At 52.2% G+C, this 21608-nt stretch carries 19 protein-coding genes, 1 tRNA gene and 3 pseudogenes; 20 read left to right on the top strand and 3 right to left on the bottom strand.

The genetic code is table 11. The annotated features are described in order from the left end of the window. The first annotated feature begins 39 nt into the window (after positions 1 to 39). From D3H35_RS24040 to D3H35_RS24100, 13 genes and pseudogenes are all read left to right on the top strand, one after another. Positions 40 to 2811, top strand: coding sequence for a carbohydrate binding domain-containing protein (locus D3H35_RS24040; RefSeq protein WP_119151688.1), 2772 nt, complete (start codon positions 40 to 42; stop codon positions 2809 to 2811). 186 nt (positions 2812 to 2997) lie between these two features. Further along, the gene (rpmH, locus tag D3H35_RS24045) at positions 2998 to 3132 is read left to right on the top strand and encodes a 50S ribosomal protein L34 (protein ID WP_084423307.1); all 135 of its coding nucleotides are present in this window, start codon (positions 2998 to 3000) and stop codon (positions 3130 to 3132) included. 143 nt (positions 3133 to 3275) lie between these two features. After that, a complete protein-coding gene (gene rnpA, locus D3H35_RS24050) occupies positions 3276 to 3698 on the top strand; it encodes a ribonuclease P protein component (RefSeq protein ID WP_119151689.1) in 423 nt (140 codons plus the stop codon). A gap of 194 nt (positions 3699 to 3892) precedes the next feature. Beyond that, positions 3893 to 4690 (top strand): YidC/Oxa1 family membrane protein insertase, encoded by a 798-nt coding sequence (locus D3H35_RS24055; protein ID WP_119151690.1) that lies wholly within the window; start codon positions 3893 to 3895, stop codon positions 4688 to 4690. Next, entirely contained in the window at positions 4687 to 5310 is a 624-nt protein-coding gene (gene jag / locus D3H35_RS24060; RefSeq protein WP_119151691.1) for an RNA-binding cell elongation regulator Jag/EloR, read from the top strand. Before D3H35_RS24055 ends, jag begins: the two co-directional genes overlap by 4 nt. A gap of 84 nt (positions 5311 to 5394) precedes the next feature. Beyond that, positions 5395 to 6771: a tRNA uridine-5-carboxymethylaminomethyl(34) synthesis GTPase MnmE gene (gene mnmE, locus D3H35_RS24065; RefSeq protein ID WP_119151692.1), complete on the top strand. Its 1377-nt coding sequence runs from the start codon at positions 5395 to 5397 to the stop codon at positions 6769 to 6771. Positions 6772 to 6800: 29 nt separating this feature from the next. Next, the gene (gene mnmG, locus D3H35_RS24070; RefSeq protein WP_119151693.1) at positions 6801 to 8699 is read left to right on the top strand and encodes a tRNA uridine-5-carboxymethylaminomethyl(34) synthesis enzyme MnmG; all 1899 of its coding nucleotides are present in this window, start codon (positions 6801 to 6803) and stop codon (positions 8697 to 8699) included. A gap of 4 nt (positions 8700 to 8703) precedes the next feature. Beyond that, a pseudogene (gene rsmG, locus D3H35_RS24075) lies at positions 8704 to 9443 on the top strand (16S rRNA (guanine(527)-N(7))-methyltransferase RsmG). 355 nt (positions 9444 to 9798) lie between these two features. Beyond that, positions 9799 to 10611, top strand: coding sequence for a nucleoid occlusion protein (gene noc, locus D3H35_RS24080; RefSeq protein WP_119151694.1), 813 nt, complete (start codon positions 9799 to 9801; stop codon positions 10609 to 10611). Between the two features lie 70 nt (positions 10612 to 10681). Then, positions 10682 to 11455: a ParA family protein gene (locus tag D3H35_RS24085; protein WP_119151695.1), complete on the top strand. Its 774-nt coding sequence runs from the start codon at positions 10682 to 10684 to the stop codon at positions 11453 to 11455. Then, positions 11436 to 12283, top strand: a pseudogene (locus D3H35_RS24090) (ParB/RepB/Spo0J family partition protein). The gene D3H35_RS24085 and the pseudogene D3H35_RS24090 overlap by 20 nt, the downstream one beginning before the upstream one ends. A gap of 200 nt (positions 12284 to 12483) precedes the next feature. Beyond that, positions 12484 to 13649 (top strand): annotated as a pseudogene (locus D3H35_RS24095) (aminotransferase class V-fold PLP-dependent enzyme). Positions 13650 to 13697: 48 nt separating this feature from the next. Continuing rightward, complete coding sequence (locus D3H35_RS24100; protein WP_119151696.1) at positions 13698 to 14189, top strand: DUF4446 family protein; 492 nt, start codon at positions 13698 to 13700, stop codon at positions 14187 to 14189. Here the strand turns inward: D3H35_RS24100 and yyaC are convergent. Then, positions 14164 to 14787: a spore protease YyaC gene (gene yyaC, locus D3H35_RS24105; RefSeq protein ID WP_119151697.1), complete on the bottom strand. Its 624-nt coding sequence runs from the start codon at positions 14785 to 14787 to the stop codon at positions 14164 to 14166. The two genes, D3H35_RS24100 and yyaC, sit on opposite strands and share 26 nt — an antisense overlap. 86 nt (positions 14788 to 14873) lie before the next feature. Here yyaC and D3H35_RS24110 point away from each other — a divergent pair, with 86 nt between their 5' ends. From D3H35_RS24110 to D3H35_RS24125, 5 genes are all read left to right on the top strand, one after another. After that, positions 14874 to 15119, top strand: a complete 246-nt coding sequence (locus D3H35_RS24110) for a DUF3343 domain-containing protein (protein WP_119151698.1) — start codon at positions 14874 to 14876, stop codon at positions 15117 to 15119. A gap of 25 nt (positions 15120 to 15144) precedes the next feature. Next, positions 15145 to 15495 carry a hypothetical protein gene (locus tag D3H35_RS32865; protein ID WP_233568120.1) on the top strand — a complete coding sequence of 117 codons (351 nt, stop codon included), beginning with the start codon at positions 15145 to 15147 and terminating at the stop codon, positions 15493 to 15495. Then, positions 15477 to 16049, top strand: a complete 573-nt coding sequence (locus D3H35_RS32870) for a mechanosensitive ion channel family protein (protein ID WP_325050153.1) — start codon at positions 15477 to 15479, stop codon at positions 16047 to 16049. Before D3H35_RS32865 ends, D3H35_RS32870 begins: the two co-directional genes overlap by 19 nt. Then, on the top strand, positions 16050 to 16268 hold the full coding sequence (locus D3H35_RS24120) for a DUF951 domain-containing protein (protein ID WP_119151699.1): 219 nt from the start codon (positions 16050 to 16052) through the stop codon (positions 16266 to 16268). A 69-nt stretch (positions 16269 to 16337) separates the two neighbouring features. After that, positions 16338 to 16428: transfer RNA gene (locus D3H35_RS24125), tRNA-Ser, on the top strand. Between the two features lie 135 nt (positions 16429 to 16563). On the opposite strand, the gene D3H35_RS24130 is transcribed toward D3H35_RS24125, so the two are convergent. Beyond that, positions 16564 to 17778, bottom strand: coding sequence for an MFS transporter (locus D3H35_RS24130; protein ID WP_119151700.1), 1215 nt, complete (start codon positions 17776 to 17778; stop codon positions 16564 to 16566). Positions 17779 to 17908: 130 nt separating this feature from the next. Continuing rightward, the gene (locus D3H35_RS24135; RefSeq protein WP_119151936.1) at positions 17909 to 18505 is read right to left on the bottom strand and encodes a TetR/AcrR family transcriptional regulator; all 597 of its coding nucleotides are present in this window, start codon (positions 18503 to 18505) and stop codon (positions 17909 to 17911) included. Between the two features lie 270 nt (positions 18506 to 18775). On the opposite strand from D3H35_RS24135, the gene biuH reads away from it, so the two are divergent. Continuing rightward, a complete protein-coding gene (gene biuH / locus D3H35_RS24140) occupies positions 18776 to 19462 on the top strand; it encodes a biuret amidohydrolase (RefSeq protein WP_119151701.1) in 687 nt (228 codons plus the stop codon). 25 nt (positions 19463 to 19487) lie between these two features. Beyond that, entirely contained in the window at positions 19488 to 21242 is a 1755-nt protein-coding gene (gene atzF, locus D3H35_RS24145) for an allophanate hydrolase (protein WP_119151702.1), read from the top strand. The last annotated feature ends 366 nt before the right edge of the window (positions 21243 to 21608 follow it).

The following is a 21608-nucleotide window of genomic DNA, read 5'->3' on the forward strand; positions in this document are numbered from 1 at the left end:
ATCGTTTGCACTAATTAGGTTAGAGGAGTTGAATAAGGAATGGAGTGGAGAGAAACAGGAGAGAAGGGCGCCTTGCCGAGAGGGAGAGCAAGTATCGCAAGGTGGATTGTCGTCGTCATGGCGGTCATCTTATTAACGGGAACGTGGGGAGGAGCTCTTCCGAAGGCCGAGGCCTCGGGGACTCCGACAGCTTATCCGTTGAATCGGGCAACGGGAGGAACGGTTACGGCTAGCGGGGAGTATGCGATCGCCGGGGAAGTGAAGGAGAACGCATTCGACAACAATTTGTATGCCAAATGGCTGGTGAACAGCAGCACGGCTTGGATTGAGTATCATTTCCCGGGAGCCGCCGCGTATGCCATCAATAGTTATACTCTGACTTCGGCAAACGATTACTCGGAGCGGGACCCGAAAAATTGGACGCTGAAAGGTTCCAATGACGGAACGAACTGGACATTGCTTGATACCCGCACCAATGAAAACTTCAGCCGCCGGTTCGATACTCGCACGTATGAATTTACGAACGCGACATCGTACAAGCATTACCGCTTCGATTTCGAAAATCACAGCGGAGGTGCGCTGCAAGTTGCGGAGATCAAGCTGTTCGACGGCTCGACCCGCACGTATTCAGCTATTCAACCTACGGTGACGGTAAGCGGGGAGAATACTCCGAACGAAGGAAAGGGTAATTTAACGGACGATAACAGCCGGACGAAATGGCTGACCTTTTCGGCAACCGGCTGGGTTAGACTGGATTATGGTCAAGCCATTACGCTGGACGGGTACGCACTTATTTCAGGCAACGACGCGCCGGAGCGAGATCCGAAGAGCTGGACGCTCAAAGGCTCGAACGACGGAAGCACCTGGACGACGATCGACAGCCAGAGCAACGTGACCTTCTTGTATCGCCACCAGAGGAATCACTTCCTTGTGTTGAACAATACAACCGCTTATCGGTATTATCAATTCGATTTTCAGAGTAACGGAGCCAGCATCTTGCAATTATCGGATATCGATCTGTCCTATCAGGAGGATATGTGGCACGAGGTGAATCCAATCGTCGAGTTCCAGGTGCAGGACACGATCGGCTACGGCTACTTATTCGAGCAAGCGATCCCGCATCCGGTGGAAAATATTCAAGCGATCATCAGGGAAGTGTGCGCCCAGTTGTATGACAATCCGGGCGAGATGCTGCGCGGTCCTCGGAAGGTCAAGGTTACCGTGGTCGATTCGGGGGTAGCGGGCACTTCCGGCACAGGCTCCGAAGCGCTCGTCGCGTTCGGCGCAGGCTACATGAGAGACTATACGAACAATTCCGGGAAGCCGCTTCGGGAAGAATTGTTCGCGGTTTTGTACCATGAGCTGACGCATGTCTACCAGTATGACGATCAAAGATACGGACAGATTGGGTATATGATCGAGGGAATGGCTTCCGCTATGACCTATAAGGCGGGCATCTACGACCGGTATTCTTATCCGACGGGAGGCACCTGGCAGGACGGTTACGGAAATACGGCCAATTTCTTCCGCTGGGTGGATGAGCACCGTCATCCCGGGTTCCTTCGCGAATTGAACGCCAGCTTGAATCCGTTCGACGGGGTGGACTGGACGCCGAGCGCGATAGAGCAAATTACGGGCGTCGACGTCACCACGCTATGGAATGAATACCAGAGCCGTCTGCCGGAGCTTAGAGATTATGACATCGTCCCTCCAACGGTTCCGGCAGGCTTGGCCTATACGTCCAAGACGAGCACAAGCGTCAGCCTTTCATGGGGAGCATCGACCGATAACTTCAATGTAGCAGGCTACACGATTTACCGGGACGGCGCCAAGGTTGGAACGACGACGAGTACGAGCTACACTGCAACGGGGCTATCTTCATCGACTGCTTACTCCTTCACGGTTAAAGCGTTCGATACGGAAGGGCTGTTCTCGGCAGCGAGCAGCGCTCTCAGCGTCACGACGGACAGCGGCAACACGGTAACGGTGTATTACAAGCAAGGGTATAGCACACCTTATATCCACTATCGTCCGGCTGGAGGCTCTTGGACGACGGTGCCTGGCGTAGCGATGCCAGCTTCGGAAGTGTCAGGCTACAATAAAATCACGATTAATATTGGAACGGCGACGCAGTTGGAGGCGTGCTTCAACAACGGAAGCGGCACATGGGACAGCAACAACGGCAATAATTATTTCTTCCCGGTAGGCACGTCGACGTACAATGCGGGTACAATCGTAAGCGGAGCGCCGGACAGCCAAGCGCCAACGGCTCCGACGAACCTGACATCGACAGCGAAGACGGATACGACAGTCAGTCTGAGCTGGACCGCGTCCACGGACAATGTAGGCGTTACGGGCTACGACATCTATCAGGGAACAACGAAGATAGGCACTTCAACAACGACGAGCTATACGGCGACGGGCTTGAGCGGTAACACGGCCTATTCGTTCACGGTTAAAGCACGCGATGCCGCAGGCAACGTCTCAGCGGCAAGCTCAGCGCTGTCGGTGACGACTAATCCGTCGGTAGGCAACACGGTTACGATCTACTACAAGCGGGGCTTCAGCACGCCTTACATCCACTACCGCCAAGCGAACAATGCCTGGACGACGACGCCGGGCGTAGCGATGTCGACGTCGGAGGTATCCGGCTACAACAAGATTACGATCAATATCGGTTCGTTGACGCAGTTGGAAGCTTGCTTCAATGACGGTAACGGCAACTGGGACAGCAACTATGGCAGCAACTACTTTTTCTCCACGGGAACGTGGACGTACAACGCAGGTTCGATTACGGCTGGAACGCCTTGAACTTTCGATTAAGGATGAAGGCGGAGGAGAGGGGGCATCCCCTCTCTTTTTCCTTGTGAGGGGCGTTAAATGCTTTATGTAGATGAACAGCGGTTCGGCTGAGCTTGTCCGAAGTCGAGTTGACTTTTTGCATTATCTGTGTTTTAATTTGTAGACGTGAGTTTTTAAGTAAGGGGGTATCGAACCATGGGTCCTACATTCAAACCGAATGTTAGCAAGCGCAAGAAGGTTCACGGTTTCCGTTCGCGCATGAGCACGAAGAATGGTCGCAAAGTTCTGAAGGCACGCCGCCAAAAAGGCCGCAAAGTGCTGTCCGCATAGGATTAAAGACCACCTTGTGTGGTCTTTTTTCAATCCTCGACACAAACGTGTGTAGCTATCCTTCCGGAGGAGGCGCAGACGTTTCTACTTGTTTTTATCGGGATGCTGGCCCGACGTTAGCCGAAGGAGTGACGAGGCAGAAGATGGAGCGAAAGCTGCGGCTTCGAAGAAGAGAAGATTTCAATAAAGTATACCGACACGGCAAATCGTTCGCCAATTCTCAATTCGTCGTCTATTGGCGCAAGCGATCGGATCCGGTTTGTTTTCGACTGGGGGTGTCCGTCAGCAGCAAGCTGGGGGGAGCGGTCGTTCGAAACCGGATGAAGAGAATGGTTAAGGAAATCGTCCGGTTGAACGAAAGCAAGCTGCATCCCGAGTACGATCTTATTTTAATCGTTCGTAAACCGGCGCTGGCGATGGTTTATAAGGAGCTGGAAGGAAGCGTTATGCACGTATTGCGCAAAGCCGGCCTTCTCAAAGGGTCGCCTCCCTTTTCCGGAACGCGGAACCCGCCGTCTACTCGGGGCGGAAATCAGCGGTCGGGCTCCTCGAACCGCTCGAAATAAGCGCTTGCAAGAGTGGTTAGGACAAGCTTTTCTTTGTCTTTCTTCTTATGGTATAGTTAACATGTGGAAAGCTGTCCGAGATTTCTTATCCACAGGTGAATTTGACTACGCGTGCAACGGTTCGATGAGGGGAGTTTTGTTGTTTGTTTCGTAATCGCAAATGGTGGTTAGTGCTCGGAGCAATTTCATTGGTAATGGTGTTGTCGGGATGTACGCCGCAAGGGACGGCAACGACGACGGAAGATATGTTGAACAGCAATTCGTGGTGGACGAAGAACGTCGTCTACTGGTTCTCCCTTACGCTGGATAAGTTCGCGGAATGGTTTGGAGGTTCGTATGGTCTTGCGATTTTGCTCCTTACGGTTATCGTTCGGACCATTATCCTTCCATTGATGATCAAGCAGTACAAGAACACCAAGGCAATGCAGGCGCTTCAGCCGGAGATGAAGAAGATCCGCGAAACGCACAAGGACGATCCTCGCAAGCAGCAAGAAGAGATGATGAAGCTTTATCAGACGCACCAGGTGAATCCGCTTGCGGGCTGCTTGCCGCTCATCATCCAGATGCCGATTTTTATCGCGCTTTACAATTCGATCTACAAAAACTCCGAAATCAGGGACCATACGTTCCTCGGATTCCAATTGGGCTTGTCGCCGAACGAAGCGGGTCACTGGTACTATTACATCATTCCGGTAGTCGCGGCTTTGACGACCTTCATCCAATCGAAGATGATGTCGGCGCAGCAGACTCAGCAGATGGGCGCAATGAAGGGGCTTCTGTATATTTTCCCCGTGCTTATCTTCGTCATGGCGCTGTCGTTCCCGGTTGCACTGCCGTTGTACTGGATTTTCAGCAACACTTACACGATCGTTCAAAACTATTTCATGTATGTGCGTCGCCAGCCCGAGCCTGTGAAAGAGCCTGAACAGAAGCCTAAGGGCGGCAAAGGCAAACCGCAGGGCAAAGGCAAGAAGGGGGCCCATGCCAAATGACAAAGCTCGTCGCATCCGGGAAATCGGTTGAAGACGCGGTACGTAACGGCCTCGCCCAGCTGGGAGTTCTAGAGGACCGGGTGAAAGTTGCGGTGTTGGAGCAGCCAAGCAAAGGGCTGTTCGGACTTATAGGAGCCAAGGAAGCGCGAGTGGAGCTGGAATTGCTCCCGGAGCCGGACGGCGTGATCGAAGCGATCGCGTTTCTGTCCGAAGTTTCGTCGGCGATGGGCTTGTCCGTTACTGTGGAACGGTTGGACGAGCTGGAATCGGTGCGCCTTAATGTAATGGGATCCGATCTGGGTCTTCTGATCGGCAGACGCGGTCAGACATTGGATTCGCTTCAATATCTCGTCAACATCGTAGCAAATCGCCATTCGAACCGTCATCTTCGTATCGTTCTGGATGCCGAGCAATTCCGCGAACGACGGCGGCATACGCTGGAGTCGCTCGCGGAACGGATGGCCAGTCGGGTCATCCGGTCAAGGAAGGAAATCGTCCTCGAGCCGATGACTTCGCAGGAGAGAAAGATCATTCACGCCCGATTGCAAGGTCACTCCGAGGTGAAGACTTACAGTCAAGGCGACGAACCGAACCGGCGAATCGTTATCGCGCCCAGGTAATCGGCGAGAGCACGCAATGGCAACCGCATTGTTTTTTGCGGGTCATTGCGTTTTTGCTTTTTCGCGTTGAAAAGAGGGAAGGTTATGGTTGAGGATACGATAGCGGCAATTGCAACGGCTCTCGGCGAGGGAAGCATTGCCGTTGTCCGGGTTAGCGGCCCGCAAGCGGTCGAATGCATAGCGCCGCTGTTTCGCTCGAAATCGGATTTGCGCGAGGTAGCGTCGCATACGGTACATTATGGCCGAATTGTCGATCCCGCTAACGATACCGTGCTCGATGAAGTGCTTGTAACGGTGATGAGAGGGCCGAGGTCGTTCACGGCGGAGGACGTCGTGGAGATCAGCACGCATGGCGGTATTGTCGCCGTTAAGTCGGTGCTGGAGCTTGTTCTGCGTCACGGAGTAAGGATGGCCGAGCCGGGAGAGTTCACGAAGCGCGCTTTTTTGAACGGTCGCATCGATCTGGCTCAGGCAGAGGCGGTTATCGACTTGATCCGCTCCAAGTCGGAGCGGGCGTTCCAGGTAGCGAGGAAGCAAGTCGAAGGGGATCTGTCGAAGCAAATCGTTCCCTTGCGAGCCCAGTTGATCGAGCTATTGGCGCATGTGGAAGTTAATATTGACTATCCGGAGCATGATGTAGCTGAAGTGACAGCCGGTGTCATTCGCGATACGTGCGGAGAAGCGCTTAAGAAGGTACGACAGCTTCTGGATCGTGCAAATGAAGGCAAGATATTGAGGGAGGGTATCGTGACCGCGATCATCGGACGCCCAAATGCTGGAAAATCATCCCTTTTAAATGCTCTTGCCAGAGACAATAAGGCGATTGTAACGGATATTCCGGGTACGACTCGGGACATTGTCGAAGAGTCGGTATCCGTCGGCGGCATACCGCTAAGGCTTCTTGATACGGCCGGCATTCGCGAGACGACGGATGTCGTGGAGCAAATCGGCGTAGAGAGATCGCTTGGAGCTCTTAACGACGCGGATCTAATCTTGCTTGTCCTGAATCATCACGAGCCGCTGCATGAAGACGAACGCAAGCTGCTGGAGCAGGTGAAGGATCGCTCTACTCTGGTTGTAGTCAATAAGATCGATTTGTCGGGCTCTCTCGACCTCGACGAGGTTATTGCGCTTGTCGGTCAAGACCGAATCGTCCGGCTGTCGGCCAAAGAGGGAACAGGCCTTGAGGAGCTGGAACAGGCGGTAGCTCGGCTGTTCTTCAGCGGAACGGTGGAGACCGGCGACCTGACGTATGTCAGTAACGCCCGGCATATCGCTCTGCTTCATCGAACGCAAATTTCGTTGACGGATGCGATCGATGCGGCTGATGAAGGCATTCCGATCGATCTCATTCAAATAGATATCGCAGCTTCATGGGAATCGCTCGGGGAAATTCTGGGGGATTCCGCAGGAGAATCGCTTTTGGATCAAATATTCTCCCAGTTCTGTCTGGGCAAATAATACGAAACAGAAGAAGGAGGGAATAACAGATGAGTTATCAAGCCGGAAATTACGACGTAATCGTAATCGGTGCCGGTCATGCGGGGTGCGAGGCAGCCTTGGCTGCTGCTCGTATGGGCTGCGAGACGCTGCTGCTCACCATTAATCTGGACATGGTAGCCTTCATGCCGTGCAATCCTTCCGTAGGCGGTCCGGCCAAAGGACACGTCGTGCGGGAAATAGATGCTCTTGGCGGCGAAATGGGTCGAAATATAGATAAAACATTTATCCAAATGAGGATGCTGAATACGGGCAAAGGCCCGGCTGTTCATGCTCTGCGGGCGCAGGCGGATAAGTTCTCGTATCAGCACGTGATGAAGGAAACGATCGAGAAGACGGATAAGCTGACGCTTCGCCAAGGAATGGCCGAGGATCTCATCGTCGAGGACGGCGCTTGCGTCGGAGTTGTTACGAAGACGGGGGCGGAATATCGGGCTAAGACGGTAGTATTGACGACAGGAACGTATTTGCGCGGTAAAGTCATTATGGGCGAGCTTATGTATGAAAGCGGCCCGAACAATCAACAGCCTTCCATTAAGCTGTCTGAATCGTTAAAGAATTTGGGCTTGCAGCTCGTTCGTTTCAAAACAGGAACGCCTCCGCGCGTTCATGGGGAAACGATCGATTTCAGCAAGACGGAAATTCAGCCGGGAGACGCGAATCCGAAGTATTTCTCTTACGAGACCGAATATATGCTTCATTCGCAAACACAGCTTCCTTGCTGGCTAACGTATACTTCCGAAGAGACGCACCGAATTATTAACGACAACTTGCATCGCGCGCCTATGTTCTCCGGAGCGATCGAAGGAACGGGTCCGCGTTACTGCCCGTCGATCGAGGACAAAATCGTTCGTTTCGCCGACAAGCCGAAGCATCAGATTTTCCTTGAGCCGGAGGGCCGGAATACGAAGGAATACTACGTCCAAGGGCTTTCTACGAGCATGCCTGAGGATGTGCAGTTGGACATCCTTCGTTCGATTCCGGGTCTTGAAAGAGTAGAAATGATGCGTACCGGCTATGCGATCGAGTATGATGCGGTCGTACCGACACAGCTGTGGCCTTCTTTGGAGACCAAAATCGTTCCCGGACTGTTCACAGCCGGACAAATCAATGGAACATCGGGTTATGAGGAAGCGGCAGGACAGGGCGTTATGGCGGGCATTAATGCGGCTCGTAAAGCGCAAGGGCTCGATCCTGTCGTCATTGACCGCTCCAAAGGATATATTGGCGTTATGATCGATGATCTGGTAACGAAGGGAACGAATGAGCCTTATCGTCTTTTAACATCGCGGGCCGAGTATCGGTTGTTGCTCCGTCACGACAATGCGGATCTTCGTTTGACTCCTCTCGGCTATGAAATCGGATTGATCACGGAAGAGCGCCACAAGAAGTTTTTGGACAAAAAGGATCGTGTGGAAAAAGAAATCGAGCGATTGAAGGAGACGAAGTTCCGCCCGGACGAAGCTGTTCAGGCTATGCTAGCCGAGTGCGGTTCGGCTCCTTTGCAGAATACGGTAGATGGGGTAACCTTGCTGCGTCGTCCGGAAGTATCTTACGCCAATTTGGAGAGCTTGTATCCTTCGTCAATTGATTTAACTGATGAAATGAAGGAGCAAGTCGAAATCCAGATCAAATACACCGGATATATCGAAAAGCAACTCTTGCAAGTTGAGCGGCTTGAAAAAATGGAAAAAAAGAAAATTCCGGAAACGATCGATTACGACATTGTTCACGGTCTTGCGACGGAAGCGAAGCAGAAGCTGAACAAAATCCGTCCGTTGTCGATCGGGCAAGCTTCGCGTATATCTGGCGTAACGCCAGCCGACTTATCGATTCTTCTCGTTCACTTGGAGCATTACAACCGGGTAACGGCGGCACGGGGGTCTTAATCGGATGGATGTCGTGCAGCAGCGTTTTGCGGAGTGGGTTTACAAGCTTGGAATCACGTTGACAGAACGGCAGGCGGAGCAATTTGAGACGTATTTCCGACTGTTGGTGGAATGGAACGAGAAAATGAATTTAACGGGCATTACCGAGCGTGAGCCTGTGTATGAGAAACATTTTTACGATTCGCTGACGATAGCGGAGGCAGTTGATTTCAATAAAACGTCTTCCATAGCGGATATCGGTTCGGGCGCTGGCTTTCCTTCTTTGCCGCTAAAAATTGCGTTTCCTCATCTGAAAGTAACGATTGTCGATGCTTTGGCTAAGCGCATTCGATTTTTGGATGAAGTTATTGCGGCGCTTGGTCTCGACAACGTTACTGCGCTTCATGGGAGGGCGGAGGAGGTTGCAAGAGACGCCATACACCGTGACCACTATGATGTTGTTACGGCCAGGGCGGTGGCTAGGCTCTCGGTACTCAATGAATTCTGCCTTCCTTTCACGAAGTCCGGCGGGTGTTCATCGCTATGAAAGGAACCGATGTGGAAGAGGAGTTGCGAGACAGCGGCTATTCGGCCCACGTATTGAAAGGCGAAGCCAGAGAAGTTTTGAAGCTCAAGTTGCCTCTTGAACAATCCGAACGTCATTTGGTCATCATCGACAAAAAAGGTTCTACACCGAAGGCCTATCCTCGTAAAGCAGGAACGCCTTTGAAATCGCCACTGGTCGACCCTGCAGCCTCTCAGTAAGACAAAAGGCGCAGTGAAAATTCTTCATGTTCCACGTGAAACATTTGAACCGCGACCTTTGTCGGTTTATGTTCCACGTGGAACTTTTTTATGGTGGTAATCGTCGTTGCGAAATGCTATCCTTATAAGGTAGAAGTAAGATGCTCGGCAGGAAATTAGGCTTTGATGGCGAATTATATAGAGTATGAATGACGTGTGCCGCATTTGCGCCCGACGGCGTGAACTGGCGGCGCTTTTTCGTCGCTGTCGGAGTTTGCCATTCTAGCGATGGGTGGCAATATGGTTTGAATTGTCGTATGTTCGTGAGCTGTTTCCGTTCTATCCTATCATACATAACCGTGGTGATTTGAGAGACATGAAAGAACCGTTTTCGCGATTACTCGGTCTGTCGGATCGTAGCAATCACGAGGAAGTCAAGCAACTTCCCGTGCGCGACATCGTACCGAGCCCTTATCAGCCTCGTACCGTATTTGATGATGATCGTATTGACGAGCTTTGCCAGACGATTAAGACACATGGCATTATTCAGCCGATCGTTGTCCGGCTTCGCGGCGGGAAGCACGAGATTATTGCCGGGGAAAGACGTTTTCGTGCCGTTTCGAAGCTTGGAATGGATACGATTCCCGCTATCGTTCGTGAAATTAATGATTCCCAGGCTGCATCGATGGCATTGATTGAAAATCTTCAACGCGAAAATTTGACGGCTCTCGAAGAAGCGATTGCGTATCAGAAGCTAATGGATTTGCATCAATTGACCCAGGAAAGTCTTGCTCAGAGGCTGGGCAAGAGTCAATCGACCATCGCGAATAAGATTCGTCTTCTGCAGTTAGGGGAGCAAGCCAAGAGTGCTCTGCTAGAGCGTAAAATCACCGAAAGACATGGCCGTGCCCTTCTAGGATTGCCTACTGAGGAGCTTCAAAACAAGCTGTTGACGGAAATCATCGAGAAAGAGCTGAACGTAAAGCAGACGGAGATGCGGGTCGCTTTTTATTTGGAAGTGGCCAAGCCTGTTAAAAAGCGTGTTTCTTTTACTAAGGATGTCCGTCTTGCCTTAAACACGATCCGCCAATCCGTTGATATGGTGAACGGATCAGGGATTCCGATCAAGGCTAGCGAACGCGACTGCGAAGATCATATTGAAATTGTGATTCGAATTCCAAAGCGATAACGAATGTTGAACGAACCGAAACCGAGTAACCAGAGGTACTTGAGGCAATTAACATTAGAGGTGAACCAGGTTGTCTAAAATTATTGCGATTTCCAACCAAAAAGGTGGTGTCGGGAAGACAACGACCGCAGTCAATTTGGGTGCTTGTCTTGCAACGTTGGGCCGCCGGGTGCTCATTGTTGACATCGATCCGCAGGGCAACACGACGAGTGGAATCGGAATCAATAAAGCGGACGTCGAATATTGCATCTACGATGTTCTTATTAATGAAGTTCATCCGAAACAAGCAATAGCGGATACAGGCATCGAGAATTTGAAAATCATTCCCGCAACGATTCAACTCGCCGGCGCGGAAATCGAGCTTGTACCAACGATGTCGAGAGAAATTCGACTTAAAAAATCATTGGCATTAGTTCGTCATATGTTTGATTATATTCTAATCGATTGCCCTCCGTCGCTCGGAATATTGACGATCAACTCGCTTACGGCTGCAGACTCCGTCATCATTCCGATTCAATGCGAATATTACGCGCTAGAAGGTTTAAGCCAGCTTCTCAATTCGATTCGCCTCGTTCAGAAACATCTGAACACTTCGCTCCAAATCGAAGGAGTGTTGCTTACGATGTTCGATGCGCGGACCAATTTAGGTATTCAAGTTATCGAAGAGGTTAAAAAGTACTTTCAACAAAAGGTGTATCAAACGGTCATTCCGCGTAACGTTCGGTTGAGCGAAGCGCCTTCTCACGGTCAATCCATCATCACGTACGATCCGAAGTCGAAAGGTGCCGAGGTGTACCTCGAACTGGCGAAGGAAGTGATCACGTATGAGCAAGCGGCTCGGTAAAGGATTAGATGCACTAATCACGTCATTGTCTATCAAGGAAGACGATAAGATCGTCGAGATTCCATTGTCGCAGCTGCGTGCGAATCCGTACCAGCCTCGCAAAACGTTTGATGAAGCTGCCATCAAGGAATTGGCCGAATCGATACGCGAGCATGGAATTATCCAACCGATTGTCGTACGGCAAGCTCTTCGAGGCTATGAGATTATAGCGGGGGAAAGAAGGTTCAGAGCTTCCCAATTGCTTGGGAATGCAACGATTCCGGCAGTTGTTCGGCAATATAACGATCAACAGGTCATGGAAATCGCCCTGATCGAGAATGTTCAGAGGGAAGACTTGAATGCGATTGAGGTGGCTATTGCTTATCAAGCCATCATGAATCAGTTCACGCTTACTCAAGAAGAGCTTTCTCTCAAGGTTGGAAAATCGCGTTCTCATATTGCGAATTTTCTCCGTCTTCTGTCGTTGCCGGATGAAATCAAGGATCATGTTTCACGTGGAACATTGTCGATGGGGCACGCAAGGGCGCTTGCCGGAATTAAAGAGGATTCAAAAAGACGGGAGCTCGCGAAGCAAACCGTCACGAACGAATGGAGCGTCCGAGAGCTGGAAGAAGCGGTTCAGCAGTTGGACGTGAAAGGGAAAGAAAAGACGAAAGCAAAGACTAAAAAAAGAGATCCTTTTTGGAGGAAATCGAAGAGTCTTTGCGAGAGAAGTTTCAAACGACCGTTCGCATTAAACCAAATAAAGACAAAGGTCGGATCGAGCTGTCTTATTTCGGAAAAAACGATCTGGAACGGTTGTTAGAGTTGTTAAAGGCGCTCGCTTAAAAACGAAGGTGATAGATAGCATGCCGAAGTTGCAATTTTCCTCGACGGTTCAGATCGGGCGGGATTCGTTCCCTGCTAAGAATCGTCTCCGACGCTCCTGCATTTTCCGTCCTGCAAGGATGAGGAAATGAGTTGCGGACGATCGGGGAAGATTAAGCCGAGGTGTGCTATCCTTGCGTTAGGACGGTGACGAAGGAACGATGGACTCTCGCAACTTGATTTACTTGGACAATGCGGCAACGTCCTGGCCAAAGCCGGCGGCTGTCATGGAAGCGATGGAAATCTGCATGAGGGAGGCCGCAGCCAATCCCGGAAGAGGCAGCCATGCAATGGCTGTTAAAGCTAGCCGCGTTCTATTCGAAACGCGTAAACGTCTAGCCCGATTGTTCCGGATTTCGAATCCGAATGACATCGCTTTTACTTTGAACACGACACATGCTCTTAATTTGGCGATTCTAGGATATCTACAGCCTGGGGATCATGTCGTGTCTACATCGACCGAGCACAATTCGGTGCGTAGACCGCTGGAGGCTTTGAAACGCAGATTAGGTATTGAAGTTACTTACGTAGCGACGGACGAGCAGGGGCGATTGGATTCGAATCAAGTCGAGGCGGCCCTCATCCCAGGGAAGACCAAGCTTATAGCGGCCACGCATAGCTCAAATCTGTTGGGTACGATTACTCCGATCGCGGAGCTCGGGGCAATCGCGAAAAAGAATCAAGTGAAACTGCTTGTAGATGCCGCTCAAAGTGCAGGAACACTTCCAATTGACGTTGAGAAGATGGGGATCGATCTTCTTGCTTTTCCCGGCCACAAAGGGTTGTTGGGGCCGCAAGGCACAGGAGGGCTGTACATCCATCCCGAGCTTCATCTGGAGCCGCTTATGTACGGGGGAACCGGAAGCCGATCCGACGACCCTGAGCAACCTGCCGTTCGACCGGATCGTTACGAAGCGGGCACGCCGAATACGGTAGGCATTGCCGGGCTCGGCGAAGGAGTATCGTTCGTACTAAAGGAGACGGTGGAAGCTATTCATGCCAAAGAGCGGGAGCTTACCACCCAGCTAATGAAGGGTCTTCTCGATGTTCCTGGAGTACATCTGTTAGGGCCGGAAATCGAGGAGGAACGAACCGCTATTGTTGCTTTCGTGATGGAAGGCGTCGATCCGTCGGAACTGTCGTTTTTGCTGGACCAACAGTTCGGTATCGCGGTTCGTTCAGGCTTTCATTGCACACCGCTCGGACATGAGAGTGCGGGGACGACGCAGACAGGCGCGGTTCGGGCAAGCCCGGATATTTTACGCAGCAATCGGAAATCGTAAGCTTGATAGAGGCGGTTAGGGAGATCGGCCGCGTCGTTCGTTGAAAAAAGAAAGCTACTTGCTATGCGCGTATAACGGGGGAGACAGAAAAGATGAACGGTTGGAGCGATCAGATCGCCATTGCGGTAGCGGCTGGCGAAGGCGTTGTACTTGTCGTGTTGTTGGTATGGATTATGGCATTGACATCGAAGCTAGGAAAGTTAAATAGGGCTCATCAAAAGCTGATGGGCGAGACCGGCGTTGCCAATCTCGAAGACGCGATGGGAGCGCTGCACGACCGGATGTCTCAGGTTGGCGCCAGGCAGTCGGAGCAGCAAGAGCGGCTGGATCATCAAGAAAGACGCCTCACGACCATGAAAGGTCGAATCGGCGTCCATCGGTTCAACGCATTTTCGGATTCGGGCAGCGATTTAAGCTTCTCTGTCGCTTTCGTTAACGATGAGCAGGACGGAGTCGTGATTACAGGAATACACGGCAGAGAACAAACGTTCCTGTACGCCAAGCCGATCGATAAAGGCCAGTCCGCTTACATGCTAACCCCGGAAGAGAAAATCGCTATCAGTCAGGCATCGCATAAGGGATGACGGACTCGGCGTTTCGAACGTTCTGAATGGCCCGCATCAAGCTCTGAGCGATGATGTCGGCCATTTTCATCACAAGATTGAGCCGTGTGTTCTGAAGAACGAAATATTCCATGAAGCCGCCTACGTTAACGATGCCGGTCATATGGATATCGCCGACGGGCGGGAGCTCCTTGTTGACGCCGGCACCCGGACGTACCGGACCGGAGCCCAATTGGATGCAGCCGACGCTGGATACTTGTCCAAGACACGCATCGATGGCAATGACATAGGGATGCTTGGACGTCCGCATGATTTTGAGCAGCGTATCGCCCAGATTCATTGCGTGAACGGGTTCATCCAACGTTCCGTACAAATCAAAGAGAGTGCTGTTCTCCCGATGCAAAAACGTACCGACGATCGGCCCGAGCGAATCTCCGGTAGATCGGTCGGTGCCGACGCAGACGACGACTATCCGGCGATCTTGCGGCAAAGGTTCCAAATAATGCTCGATTCTCTGAGATAGCCGATGCAAGACGGTAGGTTCGTTAAAAGGAATTTTCAAAGAAAGCGCCGCAGCTTCGGCTGCGGAGCCCTGCCGTTTATCCCAAGCGCCGTTCATGCGTCCGCTTCGCCTCCTCCCAATACCTGTTACTAGTATATGGACACAAGGGCGCATTTATACTTGCACGACCGGAGGAATGACGTATAGAACCGTTATTAATCGCTTTTGATTCCACTCAACAGGCGCTTCGAGCGGAAATGCTGTTGGAGTATGCCGATATCGAGATCGATATTCGGCCGACGCCTAAGGAAATTACGGCAGGCTGCGCGCTATCGATCGAATTTCCCGGAGAGAGCTTGAATAGCGTGCAAGAAATAATCGCAAACGAGCAGGTGGAGATAAGAGGACTGTTCCGCAAGTCCGATCAGGGCTACGAACAGATCATCTGAAAAATTGAAGGAGAGGGGACCGGTTATGCGAGGACTCTCTAGGCTAGCGGAAAAACCGTTATGGGAAACTTATTTGGACGATATGTGGGCAAAAGTAAGCGATACGCAGATGTGGATAGACGCATCTATCGTGGCCGGTCGAATCATCCTTATTATCGTGCTTAGCAGGCTCGGCCTGTGGCTTCTGGGACGGGTTATAGACCATGTGATGGTAGAAAGGGACACCGTTCGCCTGAAGCTCCGTACGCGCCGCGTACAGACCGTAGGACGCCTGCTGAAGAACGCTGCGTCTTACACGGTTCATTTTATCGCGCTTCTCCTTATTCTGGGGAATTCCATATTGATCTGGGACCGCTTATCGCCGGGGCGGGAGTGATCGGGCTGGCTATCGGCTTCGGCGCTCAGAGCCTCGTGAAGGATGTCATAACCGGCTTCTTCATTATTCTGGAGGACCAGTTCGCGGTCGGCGACGTTATCCAGACCGGCAATTTCCGGGGCACCGTCGAAATGATCGGGCTAAGAGCAACCCGGATCCGCAGTTGGACGGGGGAGGTTCATATTATTCCGAACGGCTCGATCAACGAAGTGACCAACTATTCGATTAACAACGCCATTGCGGTTATCGATATCCCGATTGCCCATGAGGAGCGACTCGAGCAGGCGACGGAGGTCATTCGGGCAGTTCTGAGCAAGCTGGATGATCCGAATATGACCGCACCAGCCGAGTTTCTCGGCGTACAAGCGGTAGGCACGACGGAAGTGACGCTGCGAGTGACCGTGGAATGCAAGCCGAATTCGCAAGCGGCAGTCGCAAGGAAGGTCAATGCCGATTTGAAAAAGGCGTTCGAGGAGCAAGGGATCGAAGCGCCGTACCCTCGCATGGTGACAGTTCACCGGGGCGAAGGGCGGGAACGGACGGGGGGGACGTAGATGGAGCCGAAGGTGTTTAATTTGCATGATGTCGTGCAGATGAAGAAGCAGCATCCTTGCGGTGCGAACGAGATGGAGATTATTCGGATGGGAATGGACATCCGGATCAAATGCGTGAAGTGCAAGCACAGCATCTTGCTGCCGAGAGCCAAGTTCGAGAAAAGCATGAAAAAGGTGCTTAGAGCGGGCGAAGGAACGGCAGTGGAAGAGGCGGAATAACCGGACCGAAATTGGGTAAAAAATCCAGTTGCATTGCTTGTCCAAATGTGATAAAGTTTATTTTGCTGCGGAGAGGTACCCAAGTGGCCCAAGGGGGTTGACTCGAAATCAACTAGGCGTCGCGAGGCGTGCGTGGGTTCGAATCCCACCCTCTCCGCCATCCATACGAAATCAGCAGGCGACTCCGAAGGGAGCGCTTTTTTTATTTTTTCGGCAAGGAAGATATTTCTCCAAGATCTCTAACAAGAAGGCTGTCTCTTAGGTCGTGACAAGACCGTCGGAGACAGCCTTCTTGTTAGGCGCGGACGGATTTTCGAACGCCGCGATTGGCACCAATCGATAGCAAGAAGCTGACCAGCAAGATGAATGACGCAAGTAAATACGGATAATTAATGTTCGCGTCCAGCAATGCCCCCGCAATGACAGGTCCGACGATGTTTCCAAGACTCATGAACGCTGAATTCAACCCGGCGACGTACCCCTGTTGATTTTCGGCCAGCAACGACATTTGCGTGCCGACGGCCGGACGCAGAATGTCGACGGACAAGAACACGATAAAGGAGACGGCGAATATCATCCAAAAGCTACTCACGAAAAGCGTCAAAAAGACGAACAGGCTGGCCGAGAGCAGACAGGCGGCGATCACTCTGCGCTCGCCGAATCGGCCTATGATCCGTCCGAATAGCGTAACTTGAACGACGGCGCCCGAGATGGAGCCGAATGTAATAATAAATGCGATATCCTTCGGCGTAAAGCCGAATTTATGATCCACGAACAAGCTGAAGATGGTCTCGTAACTGGCTAGGCCGAACGACATGACGAATACGATAACCAAGCTTAAGAAGTAAGGCTCTCGATAAGATCGTGCCAACTGGCGGAGCAGATTAGGATGTTCATCTCGCTTCTTCGTTCGTTCGCCGCTCATTCCCGAGCGATCGCTCGACGACACCACGGATTCGGGCAAAAAAAGAGCGGTCATAACCGCCGCGACGACTCCGGCCACCGCCGCCGCATAGAAAGGAACGCGAATGCCGAACTCGGCGATATATCCGCCGATGCCGGGACCGATAATAAACCCCGTCGTAATGGCCGCATTCATGAATCCCATTCCTTTGGCCCGCTCTTCATTGGACGTCACGTCCGCCGCATAAGCCATGACCGCCGGCATAATGAGCGCGGCGCCGATCCCTCCCGCCAGCCTGGACGCAAACAGAACGAACGGCGAATCGGCAACGCCGAAGAGCCATTCGGAGAAAGCGAAGACGATCATGCCGAGCAGAATAATTCTTTTCCGTCCTAACGAATCCGACAGTCTTCCGGCCAAAGGCGAGAATAGCAGCTGGGTCAACGAGAACGCGGCAACGAGCAATCCCACGACGCTTCCGCTAATCTCAAGCTCCGTCATGAATTTAGGCATAACCGGAATGACCAAGCCGATCCCCGTAAAGGCTAGAAACAGGTTAAACATAAGGAGCAGCAAGGCTGCCCGGTTTTTCAACAACAATGACATGATGAATCCTCCAAGCTTCTAAGTTGAAAATCTGCGATGATAGTTTGAATATTTATACTGAACATTCATTCTATATTAATGCATGAAAAACGTCTTGCTCCCGGACGTAAAACAATGGATCAGAAGCAATCTATCGATTCCGGCCGATTCCGAGGATGAACACGTCAATCGCCGATTTATACAAAGCGAGCGCATCTTCCCGTTTCAATTTGCGAGAATGCTGGCTCAGACCGATGAGCAGGCTGTCCAGTATAATGGCCAAGCTCTCCACGTTATTTTCCGCGAATTCCCCGTTCTCGATCCCTTGCCGCAGCAATTTTTGATTGAACCTCAAGTATCCGGCCATCATCTCGGATATCTTTTCTTCCGCGTCGCTTGCTTTTTCCGCGTTATTGAAAAATTCGTCGGCCGCTTTCGTAAGCGGATGATTGAGATTTTCAAGCACCAGATGCTCGGCCAGCCCGTAGAGCTTGTCTACGGACGTACTGTACAGCGGCTCTTTGACCTGCCATTTCTCTTCCCATTCCCGATCCCACTCGCCGATCAAATAAAGAAACAAGCCTTCCTTGCTCTTAAAATGATAGTAAATGTTTCCTGCGCTGCTGCCCGTTGCGTTCACAATATCCTCGATGGAAGTCGCCTTGTATCCCTTCTGGACGAAGAGCGATTTGGCCGCTTCCGCTACTCGTTTCTTGGTCTGCTCGCTTTGGATTTTCTTTTTGTTCAACTTCTCCACTCCCGATTCGAAGAATGAAACCTGACTCGCGAAAGCGATGCCGAAAATTACTGAACATTTATTCAGTATCTTATCGGAAACCGCCGATTTGCGCAAGTGCAGCGCAGATAGTTCTTCTTCCAGCGAATATGTGAGCCTCGAATAACAAAAGCGCAACCAGTATGTATATCGATTACAATGACTCATGAATATTGATGTTATATAATATAACAAGAAATGATGAACGCTTAACAATAACATGACACAAAGGGAGTGGGGCTAATGTATATTGAAGCGAATCCTTACATGTACCCTTACAATGGCGAGTTAAGAGCCGACAATACCGCCCTGATCGTTATCGATATGCAAATCGACTTTTGTGGTAAGGGAGGTTATGTCGATCGGATGGGCTACGATCTCTCGTTGACTCGCCGCGCGATCGAACCGATCGGACGCCTTCTGGAAATTACGCGTGCGATACCGGGTTTTACGATTATCCATACAAGAGAAGGACATCGTCCGGATCTATCCGACTTGCCTGCGAACAAGAGATGGCGGAGCAAGCAGATCGGAGCCGAGATCGGATCGGCCGGTCCCACGGGTCGAATTCTCGTTCGCGGTGAGCCGGGCTGGCATATTATCGAGGAGCTGGCTCCGCTTCCGGGCGAGATCGTCATCGATAAGCCGGGCAAGGGCAGCTTTTATGCGACGGATTTGGATCTCATTCTTCGAACAAAGGGCATCCAGAACATCATTCTGACGGGCATTACGACCGACGTGTGCGTGCATACGACGATGCGGGAAGCGAACGACCGCGGATACGAATGCTTGATTCTGGAAGATTGCACGGGCGCGACGGACCACGGCAACCATGAAGCTGCTTTGAAAATGGTGACGATGCAAGGAGGCGTATTCGGCAGCGTATCCGACTCGATCAAAGCGTCCGAGACGCTCGGACGGCTGGCCTGAAGCGGGAGAGAAAGGCGGATGATGAATGTTGAGGCGGAAGCAACAAGAGAATAAGCTGTCTATCGAGCAATTGCGTCAAGCCTACGCGAACGGCGAGACGATGCCTGAAGAAGTCGTAAGAAACATTATCCAGCGAGCGGAAGAAGATGCCGGAATGAACATATGGATTACGCCCCCGCGGATGGAGCGGATACGGCCTTACTTGGATCGGCTGTCTGCGTTGGATTCGTCGGCGATGCCGTTATGGGGTATTCCATTCGCGATCAAAGACAATATCGATTGGGCGGGCGTGCCGACGACGGCCGCTTGTCCGGATTATCAATACGTCCCGAACGAGCATGCGACGGTCGTCGCCAGGCTGCTTGCAGCAGGGGCCGTTCCTGTAGGCAAAACGAATCTGGATCAATTCGCAACGGGGTTAGTCGGCGTTAGAAGTCCTTATGGCGAGACGCATAACGCGCTTAATCCGGAGCTGATCAGCGGGGGCTCCAGTTCCGGCTCGGCCGTCGCCGTTGCACGCGGTCATGCCGCATTCTCGCTGGGGACGGATACGGCAGGCTCCGGTCGCGTTCCTGCCGCCTTGAACGGAATCGTAGGCTTCAAGCCAAGTCTTGGCGCATGGCCGACTACGGGGGTCGTGCCCGCGTGCGCGAGCCTTGATTGCGTAACGGTATTCGCGACGTGTCTGGAAGACGCGTTTGACGTCGATAAGGTTGTGCGCGGCTTTGACGAAGCGGATCCTTGGTCGCGGAGTGTACCGTCGCCTTCGCCGGCGCTTCCAAGCCGATTGCTGCTGCCGAAGGAAACGCTTCGGTTCTACGGTCCCTATGCGAAGGAATACGAGCGTGCCTGGCAGACAACGGTCGAGCGGCTTGGAGAGCTAGGCATTCCGATTCAATATGTGGAGACGAATCTATTCGAGCAAGCAGCCGACTTGTTATATGGGGGGCCGTTCGTAGAAGAAAGATGGGCCGGTCTCGGCGCCTTCATCGAGGCTCACCCGGGAAGCGTTCTACCCGTAACGAAGCATGTGCTGAGGCCGGAAGAGAAGTCGCCGTACGACGGGGTGTCGGTGTTTAAGGCGATCCACTCGCTTCAGGCGATCAAGCGAGAGACGGGCAAGCTATTGAAGGATGCGGTTCTCATCATGCCAACAAGTGGAGGAACGTGGACGCGAGAGCAAGTTCGCAACGACCCCGTTCGGACGAATACGGAGATGGGACGGTATACGAATCATTGCAACCTGCTGGATTTGAGCGGAGTCGCCGTTCCGTCAATGGAAGCTGCCGGGAACGTGCCGTTCGGCATTACGATGTTCGCTCTTGCGCGCAACGAAGGCTATGCCATCGGTGCGGCCGAGCGGTTCGGAGGCTCGCCGCCCGGGAGGCTGCAGACGCCGTCTCCTAACCATACGCTTGTGGCGGTATGCGGCTTGCATATGAGAGGGCTGCCGTTGGAGAAGCAAATGCTGGAGTGCAAAGCGAGGTTCTTGCGAGAGGATAAGACCGCGTCGAAGTATGCGCTGTATAAGCTCTCTACCGTTCCATCCAAGCCGGGATTGGTTAAACAGGAGCAAGGCGGCAGCTCGATCGACCTGGAGGTGTGGGAGATGCCGTTGGAATCGTTCGGAGCGTTCGCAGCCTCCATTCCTGCGCCTCTGGGCATTGGCAGGGTCGAGCTGCAGGACGGAACGGAAGTGCCGGGATTCGTGTGCGAAGCGTATGCGGCAGCCGATGCTGTGGATGTCACCTCTCTTGGAGGGTGGAGAGCTCTCCATTAATCGAATGGATGAACAAAGACCGTCCGCGAGGGCGGTCTTTGTTTCGCGACGTCAGAAAGTCACCACCCTATTTCAGCGTCCACACCCCAGCTCACCAATCGCCGAAAGTATGGTACCTCGTCCCACTGATGAGCGTCCTAGCTCACTAATCGCCGAAAGTATGGTACGTCGTCCCACTGATGAACGTCCTAGCCCACCAATCGCTGAAAGTATGGTATGTCGTCCCACTGATGAGCGTCCCAGCTCGCCAATCGCCGAAAGTATGGTACCTCGTCCCACTGATGAACGTCCCAGCTCACCAATCGCCGAAAGTATGGTACCTCGTCACACTGATGAGCGTCCGAACACACCAATCGCCGAAAGTAT

The organism is Cohnella faecalis (assembly GCF_003570905.1).
Classification (GTDB): Bacteria; Bacillota; Bacilli; order Paenibacillales; family Paenibacillaceae; genus Cohnella; species Cohnella faecalis.